This window comes from Rhodococcus sp. NPDC003383 (assembly GCF_053589115.1).
Genome location: NZ_JBSFRG010000001.1, coordinates 286,186 through 307,924 on the forward strand (window position 1 = coordinate 286,186; position 21,739 = coordinate 307,924).

General features: G+C 69.1%; 19 protein-coding genes. 7 read left to right on the top strand and 12 right to left on the bottom strand.

Going from position 1 to position 21,739, the window contains the following annotated elements; all coding sequences use genetic code 11:
- Nucleotides 1–68 precede the first annotated feature (68 nt).
- A complete protein-coding gene (gene trhA, locus ACWDTS_RS01265) occupies nucleotides 69–737 on the top strand; it encodes a PAQR family membrane homeostasis protein TrhA (protein ID WP_450117385.1) in 669 nt (222 codons plus the stop codon).
- A 78-nt stretch (nucleotides 738–815) separates the two neighbouring features.
- Here the strand turns inward: trhA and ACWDTS_RS01270 are convergent, their stop codons facing one another.
- Nucleotides 816–2,900, bottom strand: coding sequence for an ABC transporter permease (locus ACWDTS_RS01270; protein WP_450117386.1), 2,085 nt, complete (start codon nucleotides 2,898–2,900; stop codon nucleotides 816–818).
- 188 nt (nucleotides 2,901–3,088) lie between these two features.
- Between ACWDTS_RS01270 and ACWDTS_RS01275 the strand changes: the two genes are divergently transcribed.
- On the top strand, nucleotides 3,089–3,751 hold the full coding sequence (locus ACWDTS_RS01275; RefSeq protein ID WP_450117387.1) for a TetR/AcrR family transcriptional regulator: 663 nt from the start codon (nucleotides 3,089–3,091) through the stop codon (nucleotides 3,749–3,751).
- A 4-nt stretch (nucleotides 3,752–3,755) separates the two neighbouring features.
- On the opposite strand, the gene ACWDTS_RS01280 is transcribed toward ACWDTS_RS01275, so the two are convergent.
- Genes ACWDTS_RS01280 through mca form a run of 3 tightly spaced genes read right to left on the bottom strand, consistent with a single transcriptional unit; the run spans nucleotide 3,756 to nucleotide 6,975 of the window.
- Nucleotides 3,756–5,750: a thioredoxin domain-containing protein gene (locus ACWDTS_RS01280; protein ID WP_450117388.1), complete on the bottom strand. Its 1,995-nt coding sequence runs from the start codon at nucleotides 5,748–5,750 to the stop codon at nucleotides 3,756–3,758.
- 50 nt (nucleotides 5,751–5,800) lie between these two features.
- On the bottom strand, nucleotides 5,801–6,100 hold the full coding sequence (locus ACWDTS_RS01285) for a hypothetical protein (RefSeq protein ID WP_450117389.1): 300 nt from the start codon (nucleotides 6,098–6,100) through the stop codon (nucleotides 5,801–5,803).
- The gene (gene mca / locus ACWDTS_RS01290; RefSeq protein WP_450117390.1) at nucleotides 6,097–6,975 is read right to left on the bottom strand and encodes a mycothiol conjugate amidase Mca; all 879 of its coding nucleotides are present in this window, start codon (nucleotides 6,973–6,975) and stop codon (nucleotides 6,097–6,099) included. Before mca ends, ACWDTS_RS01285 begins: the two co-directional genes overlap by 4 nt.
- Before the next feature lie 152 nt (nucleotides 6,976–7,127).
- On the opposite strand from mca, the gene ACWDTS_RS01295 reads away from it, so the two are divergent.
- Nucleotides 7,128–7,562 (top strand): DUF4307 domain-containing protein, encoded by a 435-nt coding sequence (locus ACWDTS_RS01295; RefSeq protein WP_197257235.1) that lies wholly within the window; start codon nucleotides 7,128–7,130, stop codon nucleotides 7,560–7,562.
- A 220-nt stretch (nucleotides 7,563–7,782) separates the two neighbouring features.
- Nucleotides 7,783–8,277, top strand: a complete 495-nt coding sequence (gene greA / locus ACWDTS_RS01300) for a transcription elongation factor GreA (protein WP_197257236.1) — start codon at nucleotides 7,783–7,785, stop codon at nucleotides 8,275–8,277.
- Nucleotides 8,278–8,364: 87 nt separating this feature from the next.
- Here the strand turns inward: greA and ACWDTS_RS01305 are convergent, their stop codons facing one another.
- Nucleotides 8,365–9,723 carry an NlpC/P60 family protein gene (locus ACWDTS_RS01305; protein ID WP_450108239.1) on the bottom strand — a complete coding sequence of 453 codons (1,359 nt, stop codon included), beginning with the start codon at nucleotides 9,721–9,723 and terminating at the stop codon, nucleotides 8,365–8,367.
- A gap of 214 nt (nucleotides 9,724–9,937) precedes the next feature.
- Nucleotides 9,938–10,576, bottom strand: coding sequence for a TetR/AcrR family transcriptional regulator (locus ACWDTS_RS01310; protein ID WP_450117391.1), 639 nt, complete (start codon nucleotides 10,574–10,576; stop codon nucleotides 9,938–9,940).
- Nucleotides 10,577–10,620: 44 nt separating this feature from the next.
- Between ACWDTS_RS01310 and ACWDTS_RS01315 the strand changes: the two genes are divergently transcribed.
- Genes ACWDTS_RS01315 through ACWDTS_RS01325 form a run of 3 tightly spaced genes read left to right on the top strand, consistent with a single transcriptional unit; the run spans nucleotide 10,621 to nucleotide 14,506 of the window.
- Nucleotides 10,621–12,378, top strand: a complete 1,758-nt coding sequence (locus ACWDTS_RS01315; protein ID WP_450117392.1) for an alpha/beta fold hydrolase — start codon at nucleotides 10,621–10,623, stop codon at nucleotides 12,376–12,378.
- Nucleotides 12,375–13,907 (top strand): LVIVD repeat-containing protein, encoded by a 1,533-nt coding sequence (locus ACWDTS_RS01320; protein ID WP_450117393.1) that lies wholly within the window; start codon nucleotides 12,375–12,377, stop codon nucleotides 13,905–13,907. Before ACWDTS_RS01315 ends, ACWDTS_RS01320 begins: the two co-directional genes overlap by 4 nt.
- The gene (locus tag ACWDTS_RS01325) at nucleotides 13,904–14,506 is read left to right on the top strand and encodes a DUF305 domain-containing protein (protein ID WP_450117394.1); all 603 of its coding nucleotides are present in this window, start codon (nucleotides 13,904–13,906) and stop codon (nucleotides 14,504–14,506) included. Before ACWDTS_RS01320 ends, ACWDTS_RS01325 begins: the two co-directional genes overlap by 4 nt.
- A 20-nt stretch (nucleotides 14,507–14,526) precedes the next feature.
- Here the strand turns inward: ACWDTS_RS01325 and ACWDTS_RS01330 are convergent, their stop codons facing one another.
- The 6 genes from ACWDTS_RS01330 to ACWDTS_RS01355 all read right to left on the bottom strand — a co-directional run bounded on the left by ACWDTS_RS01330 (nucleotide 14,527) and on the right by ACWDTS_RS01355 (nucleotide 21,728).
- Entirely contained in the window at nucleotides 14,527–16,413 is a 1,887-nt protein-coding gene (locus ACWDTS_RS01330) for an SEC-C domain-containing protein (protein ID WP_450117395.1), read from the bottom strand.
- 64 nt (nucleotides 16,414–16,477) lie between these two features.
- The gene (locus ACWDTS_RS01335; protein ID WP_450117396.1) at nucleotides 16,478–17,629 is read right to left on the bottom strand and encodes a cystathionine gamma-synthase; all 1,152 of its coding nucleotides are present in this window, start codon (nucleotides 17,627–17,629) and stop codon (nucleotides 16,478–16,480) included.
- A 102-nt stretch (nucleotides 17,630–17,731) separates the two neighbouring features.
- Entirely contained in the window at nucleotides 17,732–19,117 is a 1,386-nt protein-coding gene (locus ACWDTS_RS01340; RefSeq protein WP_197257247.1) for a cystathionine beta-synthase, read from the bottom strand.
- Between the two features lie 150 nt (nucleotides 19,118–19,267).
- Nucleotides 19,268–20,119 (bottom strand): Bax inhibitor-1/YccA family protein, encoded by an 852-nt coding sequence (locus ACWDTS_RS01345; RefSeq protein WP_197257249.1) that lies wholly within the window; start codon nucleotides 20,117–20,119, stop codon nucleotides 19,268–19,270.
- A 107-nt stretch (nucleotides 20,120–20,226) separates the two neighbouring features.
- Nucleotides 20,227–21,360 (bottom strand): class I SAM-dependent methyltransferase, encoded by a 1,134-nt coding sequence (locus tag ACWDTS_RS01350; protein WP_450117397.1) that lies wholly within the window; start codon nucleotides 21,358–21,360, stop codon nucleotides 20,227–20,229.
- Nucleotides 21,354–21,728 carry a hypothetical protein gene (locus ACWDTS_RS01355; RefSeq protein WP_197251631.1) on the bottom strand — a complete coding sequence of 125 codons (375 nt, stop codon included), beginning with the start codon at nucleotides 21,726–21,728 and terminating at the stop codon, nucleotides 21,354–21,356. The genes ACWDTS_RS01350 and ACWDTS_RS01355 overlap by 7 nt, the downstream gene beginning before the upstream one ends.
- Between the last annotated feature and the right edge of the window lie 11 nt (nucleotides 21,729–21,739).

Below are 21,739 nucleotides of genomic sequence, written 5' to 3' on the forward strand. Positions count from 1 at the left end.
TAACGTGACCTTCCAGCAAGAACCTACGGTTGCGTAGGTTACCGAGCAGTACGAAGGGGGTCGGGCCCATGGCGGTGTTCGGGATCGACGAACTGCCGGTGAAGCCGCGCATGCGGGGATGGATCCATCTGTGGGCGTTCGCCGTCTCGGTGATCGCGGGCATCGTGCTCGTCACCCTGGCCGCAACCATCGCCGAACCACCCGCGGGCATCGCGACCGCGATCTACAGCCTCACGGTGTGCGGGGTGTTCGGCGTCAGCGCCCTCTATCACCGGGTCCACTGGCACGATCCCCGCGCTCGCATGTGGATGAAGCGCGCCGACCACTCGATGATCTTCCTGTTCATCGCCGGCAGTTACACCCCGTTCGCGACCCTCGCCCTCCCGCCGGAGACCGGCCGCACCCTCCTGATCGTGGTGTGGTCGGGCGCGGTGGCGGGTGTGGCGCTGAAGATGCTGTGGCCGACCGCTCCTCGCTGGGTCGGCGTGCCCCTGTATCTGCTGCTCGGCTGGGCGATCGTCCCGGTCGCCGGCACGGTGGTCGACACGGCCGGGCTGGTCCCGATGCTGCTCCTGCTGATCGGCGGCATTCTCTACAGCGTCGGCGCGGTGCTGTACGCGACGAAATGGCCGAACCCGTGGCCGCACACGTTCGGGCATCACGAGTTCTTCCACGCCGCGACCGTGCTCGCGGCACTGTGTCATGCGGTCGCGGTCTGGCTCGTCGTGTTCGCCTGAACCGGCCGTGTTCGCCTGAATCGGAGAACCCCGGCCGGCGAGATGTGCCGGTCGGGGTTCTGCGGAGTTCGGGGCGGTTCAGGCGTCGATCGCCTGCTCGGCGGGTTCCTTCCGTGACCGGACGGCATCGATCGCGACGACGAACAGCAGCGACACCACACCCCACATCACGAAGGTGACCAGGTGCGACCCGACGGCGTCGCCGCCGAAGTACAGGATCGAGCGGACCGACTCCACCGCCGCCGGCATCGGCAGCACGCCGTGCAGGAACTTGAAGATCTCCGGCGTCATGTACATCGACATCGCGCCGTTCGAGGCCGGCACGCCGAGGAACATCAAGGTCCCGACCGCGGGGATGACGGCGAGCAGCCCGAACAGGCGGTGCAGCGCCAGGGTGAACATCGAGGTCGTGAACGTCGCGACGATCCCCACTCCCCACAGCGGCAGGAAGTGCCCGTCGACCGCTCCGGTGATGGGGTCGGCGATCACCCAGAGCACGGCCGGCATGAAGAGCGCCCATCCGGCGGCGATGGGCAGCATGCGCCGCAGGACCATGGCGGCGGGCTGCGCACCGCCGGCCACGACGACCACCATGAAACCGGACATGATCCAGCCCATCGCGACGTAGAGCGTGACCGTGCCCATCGTGTCGGAGTCCGGCAGCGGGGCGACGTTCTCCACGGTGAGGGGCACCTGCATGCCGCCGGCGACCTGGTCGAAGACCCGCTGCACGACCTGCTGCTGGCTCATGCCGGCAGCCTCGTTGGTGATCAGGGTCGCGGTGGGCGACGCGGCGGACGGCAGGACGAAGGCCGCCACGATCGTGCGGTCCTGCACCTCGGCGCGTGCCTCGTCGAGCGAGTCGGAGGTGCGCAGGTCGAACAGACCAGCCATGTTCTGCTCGAGCCCTGCGACCACCTGGCCGGCCTGCTCGGTCGTCCCGGCGACCACGGTCACCGGCATCGCGCGCGGCGTCGGCTGGTACATCGCGCCGAGCATGATCGAGAGCATCAGCACGACCATGGCGAAGGGGAAGAACGCGAGGGTGAGGTAGCGGACCCGATCGCTTTCGGGACGCGGCCCGTTGGTGAGCGAGGGCATCGTGATCTCGGGGTCCCCCGCATCGGGGTTGCGGCGACGCTTCAGGGCGTCGACCCCGAGGGTCGCGGCCAGCGCGAGCACGGCACCGAGGACCAGGACCAGAAGGTGGCCACCGAGTCCTTCCCCACCGAAGTACAGGACCGACCTCAGCGACTCCCCCGCGGCCGCGGTCGGCAGGAAGCCGTGCAGGCTCGAGTAGATCGACGGCAACGAGTAGACCGACATGCCCAGGTTCGAGGCGGGGACGCCGAGAACCATGACGAAGAGCATGCCCGCCAGGACCGCCATCGGTCCGAGGATCCGGGTCAGGAACAGCTGCACCGAGCCCACGGCGAAGATGGAGAGCCAGCAGATTCCCAGCACGGTCGCGGTGTGGCCCTGGATCACGCCGAGGATCGGCCCGGCGACGAGCCATACGAGGCTGCCGATCAGGACGGACCATCCGGCGAGCAACGGCACGATGCGGCGGAACCGCAGCAACTCCGGGGAGTTGGACAGCATGATGCTCAGCGGCATGTAGCCCGCGAGCATGAGTGCCTGCGCCATGAACATGACGCCCAGGCCGGCCATGTCGTTCTCCGGCAGCGGAGCGAGGTCCTGGGCGGTGAGGTCGAGACCCTGTCCGAGGACCTGCGGGGCCAGCAGTCCGGTGACCAGCGACGACTGCGACGCTCCCGCCGCGCCCGCGGTGTACACGGTGGCGGTGCCGGCGTCGGACAGCGAGACCGCACCGGAGACCTCACGCGCCAGCACGAGATCGCGCGCAGCCGCGTCGTCGGCGACGATCCGGACGTCGACGGCGTCGGGATCCGCGTCCTCGAGCGCACGCGCGAAGTCGTAGGCCTGCTGGGTGGGACCGGCGACGGCGATCGGCATGTCGTGCGGTGCCGGCGCGTGCATCGCATACAGGTACCCGGTGATCATCATCCCGACCATCAGGAACGGCATCACGAAGATCGCGACGTAGCGCCCGATGTGTTCCTTACGGGCGCGGGCGAGTTCGGCCTCGGTGGGTTCGCCGCCCGGCGGGTCGTTCTTCTCGAGCGTGATGGTGTCGGTCAATTCGGGGACTCCTCGATGCCCTCCGGCGACCCGGTCGTCTCCACGGCCCGGCCCGGAAAAATACGCTGGTTGACTTAAAAAGTTACGCCGAGTGTCTTAAAGTGCCCAAGCCGAACAGTGGTGACCTTCGTCCCACTCGGCGTCGGGGCACACTGTGACCCGAGCGAGAGAAAGCGACGGGACCAATCGTGGGCAGTTACGGCGACCAAGCACGACGAGCACTGCTCGATTCGGCGGAGGAACTCTTCGCCACCTTCGGGGTCGACGCGGTATCGAACCGGCGCATCGCCGAACACGCGGGCAACGCGAACCACTCCGCCGTGAGCTACCACTTCGGCAGCCGGGACGAACTCGTGCGCGCCACGCTCCTCCGTTATTCCGAGGACGCCGCAGCCCGGCGCAGAGAACTCGTCGCACTGCTGGGACCCGACCCGGGAATGCGGGACCTGTTGAGCTGCTTGATCATTCCCTTCACCGATCAGCTTGCGTCGATGCCCGTCCCGAGCTGGCGGGCCCGGTTCCTCCAGCAGCTCAGGACCGTGCCGTCGATGGTCGCGACCGTCGCCGCGAACACCATCGCGGACCCGATCGTGGAGGATCTCGTCCAGCGGGTCCGGGCATACGTGTCCGAGCTCCCGGAGTCGGTGTACGCCGGGCGTTCGTGGCTGCTGGGACGGTTGGTCATCGACGCGTGCGCCGACTACGAGGAACGGCTCGAACGAGAGGACGTGGAGCCGGACTGGACCGGGTTCGCCAACTTCCTCATCGACGCGTGCGCGGGCATGCTCGAAGCCCCGGTCACCAGCGCGGGCGACTTCCTCGGCTACCGCACCACGTCCGCGTGGGCCTGATCGGTCACCCGACGGCCAGCGCGGCGCGCAGGTCCGACACCGAGATCACCGGCCGATCGCACACGAACCCGCGGCACACATAGGCCGCCGGCGCTCCGTCGACGAGGAACCGACCGGCGAACAGCGGCGACGACTCAGGTTCACCGCCCACCACGAGCGATCCGCCCGGAGCCGTCCGCCGCGCGACGTCGAGCAGCTCTCCCCCGCCGACGACGGCCACCTGGATCGGACCGCGCACCGCGGCCTCGGCGACCGTGAGCCAGTGCCCGGCCGATCGGGGTGCCCGTTCGAGCAGCAATGCGGCGGTGGCGAGCGCCGCGTCGGCGGCCTCCCGGTAGCGACCGCCGTCCTCGACCGCCGCGGACAGCGTCAGCAGCGCCTCGGTTACGAGCGCCGCGCCCGACGGGGTGGCGCCGTCGATCGGGTCGCGGGGCCGGGCGACGAGCGTCTCCGCGTCGTCGGCGGTGTCGAACCAGCTGCCCGGCTGCTCAGGGTCGGCGAAATGCGCGAGCGCGATGTCGGCCAGGTCGCGGGCCGGTGCGATCCACGACGGGTCGCCGGTCGCCTGATACAGCGCGAGCAACGCGGTGACCAGGGCTCCGTGGTCCTCGAGCACGCCGACGGGTGCGCCGACGACACCACCGAGCGACGCGCGCCGCAGCCTCCCGTCGACGAGGTGCGTCTCCAGAAGGCGACGCGCGCAGGTCGCGGCGGCGTCGATCCAGTCCGCGCGCCCGAAGGCGGCGCCGGCCTCGGCGAGTGCGGTGACGGCGAATGCGTTCCAGGCCGTGACGACCTTGTCGTCGCGTCCCGGTTGCGGCCGGGACTGCCGGGCCTCGAACAGCCGCGCGCGTACCCGCTCGGCGCGTGCGGCATCGTCTGGGTCGGACGGCAACTGCAGCACCGACATGCCGTCCTCGAACGTGCCGGCCTCGGTGACCTCGTAGAGCCGCGCGGCCCACGCGCCGTCGTCCGGGCCGAGGACCTCGATCAGTTGCGCCGGCGTCCACACGTAGGTGAGGCCTTCGACGCCTGCGGTGTCGGCGTCCAGCGCGGAGGCGAAGCAGCCTTCGCCGGTGCCCAGGTCCCGCAGCAGGAACCCCGCGATGCCCTCGGCGACGCGCCGCGACGCGTCCCGCCCGGTGATACGTGCGAGGTGGGCGTACACCCGCAGCAGCAGCGCGTTGTCGTAGAGCATCTTCTCGAAGTGCGGCACCACCCAGGCCGCGTCGACGCTGTACCGGGCGAAACCCCCGGCGAGCCGGTCGTGGATGCCGCCACGCGCCATCGCGTCGGCCGTCCGTTCGACGACCGCGAGCGTCTCCGGCGTTCCGCTGCGTTCGTAGCTGCGCAGCAGCCCTTCGAGCAGCGCCGACGGCGGGAACTTCGGAGCGCCCCCGAACCCGCCGTGGGTGCGGTCCTCGTCGGCGGCGACCGTGCCGGCGACCACGTCGAGCAGCGCGGCGTCGACGGGCCGGGCCCCCTCCGGCAGCCCGCTGCTGCTGCGCTGCAGTTCCGCCACGATCGCACCGGCCGCGCCGGCCACGTCGTCACGGCGGGTCCGCCAGGTGTGGGTGACAGCGTGGAGCAGTTCGATGAACGACGGCATGCCGCCACGCGCGACGTTCGGGTAGTAGGTGCCGCAGTAGAACGGGGCACCGTCGGCGGTGAGGAAGCACGTCATCGGCCAGCCGCCGTGTCCGGTCGTGGCGACGGTGGCGTTCATGTACACCGCGTCCAGATCGGGTCGTTCCTCCCGGTCGACCTTGATGCACACGAAGTTCTCGTTCATGACGGCCGCGGTCGCCTCGTCCTCGAACGACTCGTGCGCCATCACGTGACACCAGTGGCATGCCGCGTAGCCGATGGACAGCAGGATCGGCACGTCGCGTTCCCGCGCCTCGGCGAGAGCCGCGTCGGTCCATTCCTGCCAGTGCACCGGGTTGTCGGCGTGCTGCTGAAGGTACGGCGAGGTGCTGTGGCGGAGGCGGTTGGCCATGCTTCCGAGCCTGCCACGCCGGGCGGCGTGGGGCTCGTGACAAGCGAGAGCTATTTGCTCTCGGACCCCTTCTTTTCGGTGCCCTCGATCTCGGGCGCGGTCTTCTCCGTGCCCGGCGCGGGGGCCGCGCCCCGGTCGGTGCCCTCGTCGGCGGCCTGATCGGGCTCGGGATGCTCGGGCTGGAACGTCTCGGGCAGCTTGCCGATCCGCTTGTTCATGTTCCGGATGAGCAGTGCCGTCGCGACGAGCAGGACGACGATCAGCGCCAGCCCGACCGGGGACGCCTTGCCGAACTCGGGGCCTGCGGGTTCCTGCGCCAGAACGTCCGCTGCCAGCATGCCGATCGTCATCGCACTCGTCCGTCCTCGATGCCCGCGAACAGATCCGACTCGGGGATCACCGTGTGCACGCGGGTCTTGGCCAACTCGAATTCTTCGGTCGGCCACACCTTCTGCTGAATGTCCAGGGGAATCGCGAAGAACGATCCGTTGGGGTCGATCTGCGTCGCGTGCGCGCGCAGCGCGTCGTCACGTTGCGGGAAGTAGTCGCCGCAGGTGATCTGGGTGGTCACGCGCGCCATGATGTCGCCTTGTTCGGTGCGCCAGCGGTTGAGCCACTCCTCCATCGGGAAGCGTTCACCGCGCCGTTCGTACTCGTCGCGGAACAGCTCGATGCGCCGGCGGATGAAGCCGTGCGAGTAGTACAGCTTGCGAACCTTCCACGGCTCGCCGTCCTCGGGGTGGTAGTCGGGATCGCCGGCGGCCTCGTAGGCGGCCATCGACACCTCGTGGCAGCGGATGTGGTCGGGGTGCGGGTAGCCGCCGTTCTCGTCGTAGGTGGTCATGACGTGCGGGCGGAACTCGCGGATGACCTGGACGAGCTTGCGGGTGGGTTCTTCGAGCGGAACGAGCGCGAAGCAGCCTTCGGGCAGCGGGGGCTTGGGGTCGCCTTCGGGCAGGCCGGAGTCGACGAAACCGAGCCAGCGGTGCTGCACCCCGAGGATTCGGGCGGCCTCGGCCATCTCCTCGCGGCGCACCTCTTCCATCCGCTCGCGGATGCCCGGGACGTCCATGGCCGGGTTGAGGATGTCGCCGCGTTCGCCACCGGTCAGGGTGACGACCAGGACCTCGTTCCCCTCGGCCGCGTAGCGGGCCGTTGTGGCGGCACCCTTGCTCGACTCGTCATCGGGATGGGCATGCACGGCCATGAGCCGTAGTCCGCTCACGTGTTTCCTCCACCTCGCCGTTGTGTGCTCTGTCCGACCGCGCGCCCGGCACCGCAGGCGGGGCACGTCGGTCCTTCCCCTATAGTTCCACCTGACCAGTCCTCCGTCAGCCGTGGCCCCGGGCCCGCGCAGACGGGCACGAAAGCAAAGTGATGAGCAACACCACCGCGAACGACAGATACCCGGCCGGCCGCTACCCGACGGCCGGCGGTTCGTCCCGGCGCACCCGCAAGTGGGTTCTCGGTGCGATCAGTGTCGCCGTCGGTCTGGCCCTGGCGTTCGTGGTGTATCTGCAGTTCGGCCGGTCGGAGATCGAATCGGAGATCATCACCTTCGAGGTCATCGACGATTCGACCGTCGACCTCCAGTTCACGGTGACCCGCCGGGACCCTTCGCAGGAGGCGGTCTGCGTGATCCGGGCCCGGTCGAAGGACGGCCAGGAGACCGGTCGCCGCGAGGTGCTGATCCCGCCGTCCGACTCCGGAACGGTCGTCCTGAATTCGACGGTGAAGACCTCGCAGCGCCCCGGCATGGGCGACATCTACGGCTGCAGCTTCGTCGTTCCCGAATATCTGCACACGCCCTGACCGAACAGCGGCTTTCCGTCCCCGGATCCGCGTTGGTGCTAGAATGGTCGGATACACGGTTCCACCCTTTGGGGCCGTGTATTGCTGCATAGTAGGCAGTACGGCTCCGTTCACCACACCCAGTGGGGGTAACGATCAGGAGCCCATGCTGTCGTGGTCGCTGCATGTGCGCGGCCTGTCGACGGAGCCGGGGGCTCCAACCCGAAGGAAGTGATCGAGGATGACCGAGACCCAGGGCACCTGGCTGACACAGGAGTCGTACGACCGACTCAAGGCAGAACTCGACCAGCTCATCGCGAATCGTCCCATCATCGCGGCCGAGATCAACGAGCGCCGCGAAGAGGGTGATCTCAAGGAGAACGGCGGCTACCACGCCGCCCGCGAGGAACAGGGCCAGCAGGAGGCCCGGATTCGCCAGCTCCAGGAGCTGCTCAGTGCCGCGAAGGTCGGCGTTGCGCCCACCCGGTCCGGTGTCGCGCTGCCCGGATCGGTTGTCACGGTGTACTACGACGGAGACGAGAGCGACAAGGAGACGTTCCTGATCGCGACCCGTGAAGAGGGTGCGCGCAGCAACGAGATCGAGATCTACTCGCCCAACTCCCCGCTCGGCGGCGCGCTGCTCGAGGCGAAGGTCGGCGAGACCCGTGAGTACGTCCTGCCCAACGGCGGCACCATGAAGGTGACCCTCGTCAGCGCGGAGCCGTACCACGGCTGATCGGACGGCCGTGAATCCACGGCCGGTCCTGTCGAACGCCTGAGAAAGGCCCCGACCGTGCGGTCGGGGCCTTTCTCGTGTCCGGACTCAGAAGATCCTGCGGGCCTTCATGTCGGGGAATACCGCGCCGACCCGGACGACGTCACCGGTCGTGGGCGCATGCACCATCTGGCCGCCGCCGATGTAGATGGCGACGTGTCCCGGTCCCCCGGCCTGCCAGTTGCCGAACAGCAGGTCGCCGGGCCGGGCCTGATCCAGCGGGATCTCGGTGCCGACGTGCCATTGAGTTTCCGAGGTGCGCGGCAGCGCGATGCCGGTCGCGGCGTAGACGGCGTAGGACGTGAGCCCGGAGCAGTCGAAGCCGCCGCCGGACGGGCCGTTGATGTTGCCGCCGCCCCACACGTAGGGCAGGCCCAGGAAGCGGAATGCGAGGTCGACGACCTTGTTGCCGGTATCGGTGATGCCGGGCAGGCCCAGGCCCAGGAACGGCGACAGCAACCGGGAGAACGCCGCTTCGGTCGCGCGGATCTTCGCGACGTAGGGCTTGGTCTGGTTCTCGTAGTCGGGTGAGCCCGACGGCATGCCGCCCGAGCGACGGACCGCGCCGATACCGGCGTTGTACGCGGCCAGTGTCAGGTCCAGGGTGTCGCCCTGCACCAGGCCGCGCTTCTTCCAGTCGTCGATGAGCTTGTAGTTGTCGCAGAGCAGCGCACCCGATGCCATCACCGGATCGGCGATGCCGAGGACGTCCGCGATCCCGTCGCCGTCGGCGTCCTTGCCGTATGCGTCCCAGGTGCCCGGCATGAACTGGCCCGGACCTTTCGCGCCGGTCGGCGAGACCGGCGCGGTGGGCCCGTAGCGGAAGCCGTTCTCGGCCGAGTACAGGGCGGCGAGTACGGGCGTGGTGATGCCCTCGCACAGCGACCCGGCCTTCTTGAGCCACGGCGCGAAGACCGCGACGGCCCCGATCGGGGCGAGGCTCGTTCCGGGCAGGATCGCCGGGATCGACGGCAGCGTGATGCCGCCGACGGTGATTCCGGCCGGGGCCTGCGCAACCGGCCCGGTCGCGACCGCGGGCGGCGGTGTCACCGCGAACGGATTCGGTCGCGGTGCCGGAGCGGCGGGAGCCAGGCCGGGCGGGGGTCCCGCGCTTTCCGGGGGTGTCACGAGGGCCGCGGCCGCCTCGGGCGGAAGATGCGGTTCGATCGCGGCCGCCACGGAGTTCGTGGCGTCCACGACCGCCTGTTGCGCCGCCGGCCGAACTGCTTCGGGCAGCGTCGCGATCATGTCCGTTACCTGCTGGTCGACGCCGGGCGCGGACGCCTCGAACGATTCGATGACCTGTGTGACCTGGTCCTTGATCTCCGCCGGAATGTCGGCCCCCTGTACCAGGGCGCTTGCGGCCGTAGCCACTGCAACGATCACGGCCGACGCGTCGACTGACATACGCGAACTCCCCACCATCCATATCCGGAACGACTTCACCGTACGTTGTGATGTCGATCACCGGTGTCGTTTCACCACGTTCATATCACATATATGTAGGAACGTGTTTCAATAAGTCGGCTCATGTTGGACCTCCCCCGGTATAATCCCGGTACCAGAGGTTACAGAAATCCCGCCCGGAACAGGGGCGTCCGCCCGCGAAGCGCCGCGGCGCTCAGCCCGGAATGCCGGTGACCAGCGGCGCGATCGCCTTGCGGGCCACCGAGCGTGCGACCTCGATGTCGTCGAGGTCGTAGACGGCACTGGGCAGCACGAGATAGCTGAGCGTCAGGCGGATGATCGCGTCGGCCTGGAGGTCCGCGTCCGCCGCGGGCAGGACGCCCTCCGCCTGACCGGCCACGATGCGGGCGGCGATGAAGCGCCGGCCGAGTTCGAGGGGCGAGGGATCACCGGCGGAGAGCATCGCCACCAGGGTGGCACCGTGGGCCGGATCCGAGTTCCCCGCAATGAATCGACGGCGAAAGCGCAGGCACGCGACGAAGGCCGCCTCGATGCGTTCCACCGGATCGGTGACCGCGAGGAAGGTTGTGCCGATCTCTTCGAGGAACCCGCGCAGTGCGCGCGCCAGTGCCGCCTCGAACAGCGCGTCCTTCCCGCCGAAGCGGCGGAAGAGCGTCGCGCGACTGACCCCCGAGCGCGCGGCCACGTCGTCCATCGTCGCGGCCCGGGTGCCGCGCTCGGCGAGTACGGCGAGCGCGGCGTCGAACACCCCGTCGTCCGCCTCCGGCGCCGACGACACCTGCTCGATCGCGCGACCGAAAAGACTGGGTAGCGACGCACCGGGGCGGGTCATCCATCCACTATCGCACCTGAGACTATTCTGCTACCAATGATCTCATGACGAACGCGGTGGAGACACGCCCCCATCCGGAGACCACGCCCCTCGATCCGCCCCCGCTGGGTCCGGATTCCGTCGCCTGGTCGGTGTTCGGTGACCTGACGTTCGTACTCGGCGCCTCGCGGCGGCTGCTGATCGACGTGGCGCATCCGATCGTCGCGACGGGTGTGCGCGAATTCTCGGTCTTCGAATCCGACCCGTACGGGCGCGCCGAACGCACCCTCGACATGATCATGGGCGTCGTCTACGGAGAGGAGGAAGCGCTCGCCACGGCACGCCGCCTCCGGGATCTGCATCGCTCGATCAAGGGCACGAATCCCGACGGATCACGCTGGAGTTCACTGAATCCCGAAGCGTTCCACTGGGTTCACGCGAGCCTGGTGCACGGCGTGTACACCCAGCAGAAACTCCTCGGGCGCGGGTGGCGTCCCGGCGAGGTCGAGCAGTTCTACCTGGAGATGCGCCGGGTGGGCCGGCTGTACGGCGTCCGCGAGCAGGACATGCCCGCCGACTGGGCGGCCTTCTGCGCGTGGTTCGACGAGATGTCGGCGACCCGGCTGGAACGCTCGGACATCACCGACCGCGTCCTCGCGGTCGTCGGATCGCCGCAGCCTCCCCCGATTCCATTGGTGGGCAACAAGTTCCTCTGGAACTACACCTCACGGCCTATCGCCGGACGGGTCCTGACCCTGATCACCGGCGGTCTGCTGCCACCGGACCTGCGCGAGATGTTCGGCATGCGCTGGACCCGGAGCCACGAACTCGCCTTCGCCGCGCTCGCCGCGACGTCGCGCACCGTGCTGCCGCGACTGCCCCGGACCGTCCGGATGGTGCCGCAGGCGCGCCGGGCACTGCGCCGCGCGGAACGCCGCACGCACTCGCATCCCGATGCCCGGGTCGTCGACGTGCGCAGCGCCGACGGTACCCGCCTGCACGCCGAGATCCACGGACCGGACGACGCCCCGACGATCGTGCTGGCACACGGCATACTGTGTTCGACACTGTTCTGGCGCAACCAGATTCGTGATCTGAGCAGCGAGTTCCGGGTCGTCGCCTTCGACCATCGCGGGCACGGCCGCAGCGACGCCCCGCGCGCCGGCAACTACGAACTCGACCATCTCGCCGACGATCTGCAGGCGGTGCTGACCGCGACCGTCCCGGACGGGCAGCGCGCCGTCGTCGCGGGACATTCGATGGGCGGAATCGCGGTGATGAGCTGGGCGCAGAAGTACGCGACGGATGCGACGTCCCAGGTGTCGGCGGTCGCGCTGGTGAACACCACGCCCGGCGACATCCTCGACCACGTACGGTTCCTCCGCGGCCCCGAACGCACGCTAGCGCTGCGTCGCCGGTTGGCGCAGTCGGTGGCACCCGCGGCAGGTCTCCCGCTGCCGCGTCGCCTGCCGCTGCGCCGGCAACTGCTCGCCCGCGTCGCGGTCGGTGCCACCGCGGACCCGTCGGTCGCCCGCGAGGTCGACGCGATCCTCGCCGCGACATCCGCGCGTGGACGCGGCGGCTACGGCGCACTGCTGGTGAACATGGTGACCGACGTCGACCCGGCACACGTTCCGGTTCCGGCAGTGGTGATCTCGGGACGTCACGACCGGATCGCCCCGCCTGCGCGGTCGCAGGCGATCGCCGCGCGGCTGCAGCACCCCCTGGGTCTGCACGAACTCGACTCGGGCCACTGCGGGCCACTCGAACGCCCCGACGAGGTCACCGCGGTACTGCGGGACCTGTTGGAAACCACCCGATGAGGCGCGCGATCAGGGCTGTGACCACGTTCGCCGCCGCCACCGCCCTCCTCGCCGGTTCCGCCGTCGCCTCGGCGGAACCACCGTCGGGATTCGACGAATTCACCGGCGTGTGGCCCACCGCGGTCGACCCAGCGTCCTGCCGGCCGGGAGATCTGGTGGAGACCGGGATCCAGGGCGAGGTCCCGCTCGCGGACCGCACCTCCGGCCGCAGCACCGGCGGATACAACTGCAACATCGACCTGATCGGGCAGTACCAGGGCCAGGGCGCCGGTCCGATCAGCCCCACCTACGGCGACTGCGCGTACATCGCGTCGACCTTCCCCACCAATCTCCTCGGCGAGGACGCCGGTGTGCAGGTTCTCGACGTCGGCGACCCGGCGCATCCGGTGCGCACGGCGGTGCTCACGGAACCGGCGATGGTCGGCGGCACCTGGGAATCGCTGAAGGTACACGAGGGGCGCGGTCTGCTCGTCGGCACCGGCGTCGGATTGATCGAAAGCGCCGGCTACATCTCGGTGTACGACATCTCCGAGGACTGCGCACACCCCCGGTTGCTGAACACGACCACCGGTTCGCTGCCGAACATGCCGGTGCCCATCACCACCCACGAGGGCGCCTTCTCCCCCGACGGCAACACCTACTGGGCGTCCGGGATCGCTCCGGGCTGGGTCAGCGCCGTCGATCTCACCGATCCCACGCAGCCGATGGTCGTGTGGGGCGGCCTCACCGGTGTCGCCGCGCACGGCATGGGATTCACGCCTGACGGGAACACCATGTTCCTGTCGAATCTGGCCGGGATGACGATCCTCGACGTCTCGGCGGTGCAGAATCGGCCGCCGCGCACCGTGATCGGCCATCCGCTGCCGCATCTGGGTTCGAAGTTCTGGACCGACGGCCTGCTCAGCCAGCACAGCGTGTACGTCACGTACGACGGCGTGCCGCACATCTTCACCGTCGACGAAGGCGGCTCCGGCGGCGTGAAACTGTTCGACATCGCCGACCCGGCCGCCCCGCGCTGGCGCACCAGCGCGAAGCTCGCGATCAACCTGCCGGAGAACCAGAACCGCTGGGCGTCGAGCAGCGCCGCGAACGGTGCCTTCGGTTACGACGCGCACTACTGCACCGTCGACCGCCCCGACGATCCGCGCGCGATGGCGTGCGGCTGGATCCAGTCCGGCATCCGGGTGTTCGACGTGACGGACCCGGACCGGTTCCGGGAGATCGCGTACTTCAACCCGCCCGCACAGACCGGGAAGAACCTGCAGTTGCCGAATTCGCTGCACGCGACGCTCGGATCGATCGCGGCCCCGCCGATCATCGGCACTCTCGCCGTCGCCCGCGCGATCCTGCAGGGCGAGACCGGAACCGACGGGATCGTCAACGAGCGCAGCCGGCTCGTCGGCGGCGACCTGTCCGCCGACTGGTGCCTCTCGCCACCGGAATTCCACGGCGACAAGCTGTATGTGACGTGCATGGACAACGGGTTCATGGCGCTGCAACTGGATCCGGCGGTGTATCCGCCGCGATGAGCACGACACGTCGCACCACGCTGGTACTCGCCGTGGCCGTACTGTGCCTGACGCTCGGTGTCGCGGTCGGACGGATCTCGTCCGGCGGCGGCACCGATCCCGGCCCCGCGACCGCGACGGTGGCGCTCACCGACGGCGACATCGCGTTCGCGCAGGCCATGTCGATGCACCATCAACAGGCGATCACCATGGTCGACATGCTCGGCCGGGACGTCGCGCCGGACGTGCGTGCGCTCGCCGCGCAGATCCGTACGTCGCAGGTGCAGGAGATCGGAATCCTCACCGGCTGGCTGGAACTCGCGGGTGCACCCGCCCAGCCGACCGGGCACGACCATGTCGGCATGCCGGGCGTCGCGACGAACGTGGAATTGACCCGCCTGCACGACGCCACCGGCCCCAAGCGTGAAATCTTGTTCCTGCAGTTGATGATTCGCCATCATCAGGGCGGGATCGACATGGCGGCGGATGTGGCGCACACGACCGCGGTGCCGGCCGTGCGCACCCGTGCGACCGCACTCGTCGACGAACAGCACCAGGAGATTTCGTTGATGGCCGTGGCGCTGGACGCGCGGGGTGCGACCGTCCTGCCGTATCCGTGACCTGTGCCGGTCGACCCGTGTCAGTCGGCCTCGTCCGAGAAGGGGTCGACCAGCGCGGCGGGGTCGAGGTCCGGGTCGTCGAGGACTTCGAGCATCGCGGCCCGCTGCTCCTCGGCGATCCGCTGGATCTCGCCGACGATCCGCCACGCGTCGCCGACGGACACGAGGCGGGTCAGCAACAGTTCCCCTGCGCCGACCTGCCGGCTCGCGACACGGTCGCTGATCTCGACGGTCTCGCCGGTGACCAGATCCCGCGCGGTCACCGACACACCCGGCTGCACCCGTTCGACCTCGTACAGTGAGCGCTTCGCCTCCAGCCACTGCCTGGCCAGGTCCAGTTCGTCCTCGGGCAGCAGGTAACCGCGCTGCTCGACGAACTCGGCGAACGCCCCGCACTCGAACAGCACCAGATCGGTGATCAGCGGATCGGCGAGCGCCTCGTTCAAGGCCTCGGCGTACTCCTCGTCGAACTCGTCGAGGTCGGCGACGCGATTCTCGGCGAGCGCGAACTGCACAACGGACCATCGCGGGAGGTCGGTGTGCATCGCGGCCTTCTGATACAGCCATGCGGCGCGCTCGGTGAGCGGGTGATCGGCCTTGCCGAGGTGGCACACCTTGTACTTGCGTCCGGAACCGCACCAGCAGCGGTCGTTGCGGCCGAGGTCGGGCCGGTCGACGGGCCGGAAGAACTGCAGTAGTTCGTACAGGGGCTCTTCGTCGCCGCCTTCGATCCGGTCGAGGAGGGTGAGGCCACGCACCGCGTCCCCGCGGTCGGATGCGAAGTGGGCGAGGTCGATCAGGCTCGGTACGAACTCGACATCGGCTCCGGCCGACTGCTCGTAGTGGCGCTCGGCATCCCGCATCCGTCCGTCGTATTCGGCGGCCCGTCCGGCGAACCAGTGCGCAGGTGCGGCAAGTTCGCGAGATCCGAAGGACAGCAACACTTCTGCCGCCTGCGCGAGCGACGCCGGCGCAAGTTCGTGTTCGATGACCTGCCCCAGCGCCACCGCGGCGACGTACTGGTCGGCGAGATGCCGGTACAGCGCGGCGCCGTGCTCGACGAACTGCGGGTCGAGCTCGTCACCGTCCTCGAGCGACTCGACGAGCCCGACGAACATCAGCACGTCCGGGACGGCTTCCCGGTCGAGGTCGAGCTCCTCGGCATAGACGGCGAGCCGCTGTTCGCGCAGGTATTCGGCGAAGTCGAAACCGCGCGGCGCGATGTCGTCCTGATGCCGGTCGAAACCGGCGGCGTCGATCCACTCGTTCAACGGAACGGCCGGTTCGGCGAATGCGGCCGGATCGGTTGCCACGAGACTCAGCAACACATCTTCGAGCAGAAGCGGGAACTCGGTGTCGGCACCGATGCCGGCCGCAAGGTCGGGCCCGGCAGCGAGGTCGCCGTCGACGCGTCGCCACTGCATACGTCCGTCGGTCACGGTGAACGCCACCACGTCACCGGGCGACCACCCCGCGAACGTTCCCGGCGGGAGCAGCAGGATGTACTCGTCCGGAATGTCACCGTCCCCGATACCCCGCTCGACGAGGCGTTCGTCTTCCGGGTCGTTGAAGACGTACCCCACGCGGTCCTCGTCCGGGTTGCCCCACAGCGCTCTCGTCGGCAGGCCGAGCTCGTCGGCGCCGGTCGCGTCGGCCGCGATCTCCGCAGCCGAGAGACGGTGGGTGAACACTCGCCCCTCGAGCAGCGTGTCGACGGCGACGTTGCGCCCGTCCGGAAGCAGGTCGAGGTACGGATGATCGAGGTCGACGACCGCGTACCCCAGTTCGTCGGCGTCACCGAATCCCTCGTCGGCGAGATGCGCGGCGAGGTCGTCGTCGGTCAGCGGTCCGTGCCGACGGAGCACATCGAGTGCGGCGTCGGTGAGGGCGTCGAGGTCTGTGCTCACAACTGTCGATCGTACGGGTCCGCCGGCCGGTCGCAGGACGCAACCGACCGGCGGACCGTGTCGTCTATCCCAGTGCCTGCTCGATATCCGCGAGCAGGTCGGCGGCGTCCTCGATGCCCACCGACAGGCGAACCAGGTCTTCCGGCACCTCCAGCACCGAACCGGCGGTCGACGCGTGCGTCATCGCACCCGGGTGTTCGATGAGCGATTCGACGCCGCCGAGGGATTCGGCGAGCGTGAAGATCTCGGTGCGCTTGCAGAAGTCCAGCGCAGCCTCCCGGCCGCCCGCCAGGCGCACCGAGATCATGCCGCCGAACCGGCGCATCTGCTTGGCGGCGACCTCGTGTGCGGGATGGGACTCGAGCCCCGGGTAGAGCACATGGCTCACGGCCTTGTGGCCGGCCAGCAGATCGACGATCTGCTCGGCGTTGTCGCTGTGCCGCTCCATGCGCAGCGCGAGCGTCTTGATGCCGCGCAGCGTCAGGTACGCGTCGAACGGTCCGGGCACGGCACCGGCGCCGTTCTGCAGGAACCCGAACTTGTGGTCGAGTTCCTCGTCGTTCGTCACCAGCGCGCCGCCGACCACATCGGAGTGGCCGCCGATGTACTTCGTGGTCGAGTGCAGCACGATGTCGGCGCCGAGCGTCAGCGGCTGCTGCAGGTACGGAGAAGCAAAAGTGTTGTCCACCACCAGCTTTGCGTCACCGGCATGCGCGACCTCGGCGATCGCGGCGATGTCGCCGATGTTGAGCAGCGGATTCGTCGGCGTCTCGAGCCACACCAGCTTGGTTTCGGGACGGATCGCCGCGCGCACCTCGTCGACATCGTTGACCGCGACCGGCGTGTACTCGATGCCCCACTGGGTGAAGACCTTGTCGATGAGACGGAACGTGCCGCCGTACGCGTCGTTGGGGATCACCAGGTGGTCGCCGGGGCGCAGCACCGACCGCAGGACGCAGTCGGTGGCGGCCATGCCGGAACCGAACGCCCGTCCGTAGGTTCCGTTTTCGAGTGCGGCGAGGTTCGCTTCGAGCGGTCGCCGCGTCGGGTTGCCGGTCCGGGCGTACTCGAATCCGTTGCGCATGTTGCCGACGCCGTCCTGCGCGAACGTCGAACTCGCGTAGATCGGCACATTGACCGCGCCGGTCTGCGGGTCGGGATCGTATCCGGCGTGGACGGCTCGGGTGGAGAATCCGTGGCTGTGCTGCTCACTCATGCGGTCCAGCCTATCGACATCGGAGACACCGCGGTCCGGTGACGTCGAAGACATCACCGGACCACGACGTCGAAGACGTCACCGGACTGCAGTGTTCGTTCGTCAGGAACCGGCGCTGATGAAACCGAGCAGGTCGTGGCGGGTGATGACGCCGACGGGCTTGCCGTCGTCGATGACCATGAGGGCGTCGGTGTCGCCGAACGCCTTGGTCGCGGCACCGATCGACTCGCCGACACCGATCAGCGGCAGGGCCGGGCTCATGTGCTCGGCGACCGAGTCGGCGAGCTTCGCGCGGCCTTCGAACACGGCGCTGAGCAGTTCCCGTTCGCTTACGGACCCGGCGACCTCACCGGCGGTGATGGGCGGTTCCGCACCGACGACCGGCATCTGGGAGACGCCGTATTCGCGGAGGATCTCGATGGCGTCGCGCACGGTCTCCGACGGGTGGGTGTGCACCAGGTCGGGCAGGTCGCCGGACTTGGCGCGCAGCACGTCGCCGACGGTGGAATCGTCGGGCTTGCCGTCGAGCGGCGAACGCAGGAAGCCGTAGGACGCCATCCACTTGTCGTTGAAGATCTTCGACAGGTAGCCGCGGCCACCGTCCGGAAGCAGCACCACGACGAGCGCGTCGGGGCCCTCACGCTCGGCGACCTTCAGGGCGGCGACGACCGCCATGCCGCACGAACCGCCGACGAGCAGGCCTTCCTCGCGGGCGAGCCGCCGGGTCATCTCGAACGAGTCGGCGTCGGAAACGGCGATGATCTCGTCGGGGATCGACGGGTCGTATGCGCTGGGCCAGAAGTCCTCGCCGACACCTTCGACGAGGTAGGGGCGGCCGGTACCACCGGAGTACACCGAGCCCTCGGGGTCGGCGCCGATGACCTTGACCTTGCCGCCGGACACCTCCTTGAGGTAGCGGCCGGTGCCGGTGATGGTGCCGCCGGTGCCGACACCCGCGACGAAGTGCGTGACCTTGCCGTCGGTGTCGCGCCAGATCTCCGGGCCGGTGGTTTCGTAGTGGCTTTCCGGGCCGCCGGGGTTCGAGTACTGGTCGGGCTTCCAGCCGCCGGGCAGTTCACGGGCGAGGCGGTCGGAGACGCTGTAGTAGCTGTCCGGGTGTTCCGGCGGAACCGCGGTCGGGCACACGACGACCTCGGCGCCGTACGCCTTGAGGGTGTTGCGCTTGTCCTCGCTCACCTTGTCGGGGCAGACGAACACGCACTTGTAGCCGCGCTGCTGCGCGACGAGGGCCAGGCCGATGCCGGTGTTCCCGGAGGTCGGCTCGACGATGGTGCCGCCCGGCTTCAGCGCGCCGGACGCCTCGGCGGCGTCGATCATCTTGACCGCGATGCGGTCCTTCGAGCTGCCGCCGGGGTTGAGGTATTCCACTTTCGCCGCGACGAGCGCCGAGCCCGGCTTGACGACCGAGTTGAGCTTGACGAGGGGGGTGTTCCCGATCAGGTCGACGACGGTTTCCGCGATGCGCATGGCTCCATGTTCTCATTTCACGATGTGGTCCGGCCCGGCGGCCGTCTCGGCGGCCGGGCGGAAACACGACAGAAACACCGCTGCCCGTGCGTGTTTTCGGTAGTGGGAACTACCGAAAACACGCACGGGCAGGCGAGGTTCAGGGCAGGACTATTCGCTCTGGAAGTAGCTCAGCAGTCGCAGGATCTCGACGTACAGCCACACCAGGGTGACGGTGAGACCGAACGCGACGCCCCACGCGGCCTTCTCCGGCGCCTGGGCGCGGATCAGCTGGTCGGCGGCGTCGAAGTCCAGCAGGAAGCTGAACGCGGCGATGCCGATGCAGACGAGGCTGAAGACGATGGCGAGAGCGCCGCCGTCACGCAGGCCCAGGCCGCCGTCGATGAAGAAGCCGGCGACGAGATTGCCCAGGGCCAGGACCAGCACGCCGATCAGCGCGCCCACGATCATGCGGGTCAGTCGCGGGGTGACGCGGATCGCGCCGGTCCGGTACACGACGAGCATGCCGAAGAAGACACCGAACGTGCCGAGAACGGCCTGCGCGATGAGGGTCGATCCGCCTGCTCCACCGAACGTGATGTCGGTGAACATGAACGACAGCGCGCCGAGGAAGAAGCCTTCGGCGACGGCGTAGGCGAGGACGATCGCCGGGTTGTCCATCTTGCGGCCGAAGGTCGCGACGAGGACCAGCACCAGGCCGACCAGACCGCCGCCGATGACGAACGGCGCGGCCAGGTTCACATTGGAGTTGACCAGGAAGTAGGAGACCAGCGCCGAGACCGTCAGCACACCGAGGGTGATGCCCGTTTTGGTCACGACGTCGTCGATGGTCATCGCGCGGGTGGTCGCGGGGCGGGCCCACTGATCCTGCTGCGCGTACTGCGGCTGACCGAATTGCTGGGTGACCTGCGCGGCGCCCGCCGTCGCAGAGCCGAACGTGGCGTATCCGCCGCCCTCTTGCTTGGGCAGGTTGCGGAACACCGGGTTACTGGTGGTGCGCACCGTGCACATCCCTTCTCGTGGTCGGTTCTGTCCGTTCAACGTGCTGCGGGTCGCGGGAGTTCCCGCAGACACCGGCCCGGCACACTCGAGATCGGACGAACCGGACTCTACCGGGTTCGCACGGACCTGGTCACCGTGAACTTGCGGTTCCGTCCCGCCATGTCGGTCCGTCCGACGACCCGCCGCAGGGTTCCCCGGTAGTTGAGATGCGAGTTGTACACCGTCCACAGTTCGCCGCCGTCGCGCAGGATCCGGGCGGCGGCATCGAACATCTTCTCGGCGGCACCGGTGTGCACCGCGGCGCCGACGTGGAAGGGGGGATTGCAGACCACCAGGTCGACGGAGTCGTCGGGCAGCGTCGAGGCGGCGTCGTCGCGCAGCACCTCCACCCGGTCGGCGACGCCGTTCGCGGCGGCGGTCGCGGCGGCCGACGCGATCGCCGCCGCGGACTGGTCGGTCGCGACGACCCGCAGGTCCGGGTTCTGCCGGGCCAGGGACACCGCGAGGATCCCGGTCCCGCAGCCCAGGTCGACGGCCACCGCCGCGTCCGGACGCATACGCGGCAGGAACTCGAGGAGGAACCGGGTGCCGATGTCGAGGCGCGGACCGGCGAACGCGGCTCCGTGCGCGACGACCGTCAGGTCGATGTCGGCCAGGGTCTCGGTCACCGGATAGGTGAACGGGCCCGGGATCGGGGTGCGGGCGGTGAGCACCCGCGACTTCTGCCGTCCGCGGGAGGCCTGCACGTCGGCGAAGGAACGTCCCAGCACGTCGTTCATGGCCAGGGAGATGTGCTTGTCGCGACCACCGGCGAAGACGACGACGTCGGGGTCGGCGTGGCGGGCGATCGTCTCGGCGATCTCGGCGAGCGCGCTCAGCGACCGCGGCAGCCGCAGCAGCACCACCCGCGCGCCGGTCACCAGGGCAGCGTCGAGGCCGTGCCGGGTGTAGTGGTCGGTGAGGCCTTCGCGGTCGGCATTGGCGGCCAGTGCCCGCTCCCCCACCACCGAATCCTGATGGACACGGATACCGGTGCTGCCGTATCGCACGGCGGCACCGAGCGTGAGGGCACCGTACTGGTCGTCGACGACCACGAAGGTGCCCGCCGGCGCCGCGGCGAGCGCGGCGCCGGCTTCGTCGAGGAGCAGCCGATCGGCGGCATCCACGGCAACCAGGTTCGGCGCTTCCACGTCGGGGAAGCGCCGCAACCTGGCGAACAACTCCTGGCAGTCGATCAGCACTCGCCCTTGCCGGCGTTCTCGATGGCGCGGAGCGTGTCGGCCTTCTGGTCCTCGGAGAGGCCCTCCCAGCCCGGGAGCATCTGCTGGGCGTCGGCGACGGACTTGGCGGCCTCCGCGCGGTCCTGTCCCCAGCCCTCGAGCTGCTCGAAGTACGGCAGCATCGCGGTGCAGATCTCGTCGTAGCTCTGGCCGAGCTCGACCCCGGTGGACCCGGTGGCGCCGGAATCGCCGGCGGCGGCCGCCGCGCTGGTCGTGGTGGTGGCCGCGGTGGTGTCGCCGGCCGAGTCGGACCCCTCGTCGGAGGATCCGCACGCCGCCGCAAGCAGGACTGCACCTGCACCCAACAGCGCCGCGAGAGTCTTCTTCATCTATGTCCCAC